Here is a 2,017-nt window from a genome sequence, read left to right as displayed (position 1 = left end):
CACGGACAATCACGGCCTGTTTTCCTGCATAGCGGCCCAAAAAGCTGTCCTGTCGCCGATTGGACAATAACGGATAAGTCTGACGACTAAGTCTCGTTGTAACAGGCTTCGTAACCTTCAACACATTCCATTCGCCAGACTTATCACGTGGTGTGACAATCGTCAGTTCCTCTTCTGTACGCTTGATATACCGGATATCACCTTCAGTCCCGTCAATCAAATAACCATGCTCAGGACCTGTTTTTCGCAAAGGCAGCACATGCTCATAATTCACACGATCCATAGCGGGTATAGGAAAACCGCTGTTCTTTAGAGATAGCCTTTCAATGTTCCAAAGAGGAAAAACGTCGCCCTTCTTAAAAACATCGAATTCCTCCAATGAAATTGTAATTTCATGAATTTCTTCATGGGCAGCCGGCTCGCCGTCTCCACCAATCAATACACAGTCCACAAACTTATAAGCATATGGGTGATTAATTGTTTTCCACGGCATGCCATTTTGCATAAAGGTATGATATAACTGCTCAATCTCCAAAATATAAGAACGGTTATGCTCCAGACGAAAACGAATCGGATAATTGCCGGTTTCCGTGACCAACATTCCTGAGAAAATTCGCTTGCTGCGCACCAGCGCTGAGATTCGTTCGGTCTCCATCTCAAGAAAAAGCGTAAACAGCGGCATCGCACCGCCTTCGCGTACCACCTCTGCCACACGGCTGATGTCCATCTGCTTTTCTTCCGTATCAGACGGTAACACAGGATATAAAAATTCATGAATCGGGTCATAGTCCTCACGCGATGTCAATGACACGTACACATCAATCTTTTCTTCCGTATTCTCAATTTCCTCAAATACCCGCCGTTCTAGCTGGCGGGTCATTTCTTCCTGATATTCGACGAGGTTCATAAATACCCCCGCCATCATATTTTTCAGTAAACGTCTCTGCTCTAAATCGTCCATCTTGCTCAAACGGTCTTGTACCAGCTCTTTCACGACGTCTCACTCCTTTCCGGCTCCAGCTTCATTGAACATGAAAAACTTAACTTCCGTTCGCAGCAGCCCGATCTTGGTTCTCTGAATCAGACGCCCCTGCTGCTTTAGAAGCAGAATCAGCAGTTCCTTGCTCTTTGTTGGTATCCACCTTGGCCGAAGGGGCAGTTCCATCGCCTGTGCCCATGCTCTTTGCAGCCGAAGAGGCTTCCTTCTTCGCAGGTGTAGTTCCCGCTGAAGCCGTTGGCGCAGCCTTCGTTTGCGATTCTGCAGCAGGGATTGCAGCAGCGGAAGATGAAGCTCCACCCGCTGTGTCCCCTGCGTCCGTGTCGTTCAACACTCCGTCAGACAATCCCAATCCAGCAGGAAGCTGACCATTTTTCTGCTGTTCCGCGCTCTGCTTTTCCTCCGCCTTGGCAATGCTCCGCTCCAATGCCAGAACACTTTCGAGCTTATCAATCTCCTGATAAATTTCCTGTGCCCCGCTATAGGCATCAATGGCCCCTTCATAATCGAGATCCTTCATCATCCGATCCCCTTTGGCCTGAAGTTTGCCAGCTTGAATCTCCTTGAGCTGCTGCTGGATAGCTGTCAATTTATCGTTGGCCTCGGTAATTTTCTTCTCCAGTTCTTTTTGCGCGGACGTATAACCGGATTCCATCGCAGCCTTGTTTGCTTTCTTGTACAACTTAAGCGCATTCGTGTAATCGCCGCCCTGAAATTTTAAATCTCCGTCCTTCATCCAGCTCGCCGTCTCAGCATAGCTGTCCAATTGGTCGATTTTATGCTCAATATCCTTCACATTAAATGGTGGATATAGCCCGGCACTTTTCCGTGCTTTAGCGTAGCTGGCTTCTGCTTTGGTGAAGTCCGCCTTTTCCACATAGCCGTCACCATCAACCATTAATTGAGACAGTTTCTGCTCGGCAGTATACAGTCGCTTGTGAATCTTATCGTTAATTTTAACCGCCGCGTTTTTCGCTTCGCTGTAAGACTTAAGCGCCTTCGCATAATCCCCTGTCCTTG

The 2,017-nt window shown here is 47.8% G+C and carries 1 protein-coding gene and 1 pseudogene; both read right to left on the bottom strand.

What is annotated here, in order from left to right:
- Positions 1–994 (bottom strand): normocyte-binding protein (locus GRP75_RS25495; protein WP_160790720.1); only part of this gene is annotated, 994 nt, incomplete at its 3' end.
- Between the two features lie 46 nt (positions 995–1,040).
- Positions 1,041–2,017 (bottom strand): annotated as a pseudogene (locus GRP75_RS25490) (serine/threonine protein phosphatase); the annotation flags it as partial.

Origin of the sequence: Paenibacillus sp. OT2-17, from assembly GCF_009827695.1 — a bacterium.
In the GTDB taxonomy this organism is placed as follows: Bacteria; Bacillota; Bacilli; order Paenibacillales; family Paenibacillaceae; genus Paenibacillus; species Paenibacillus polymyxa_B.
This window is presented reverse-complemented; position numbering and strand designations above follow the sequence as displayed.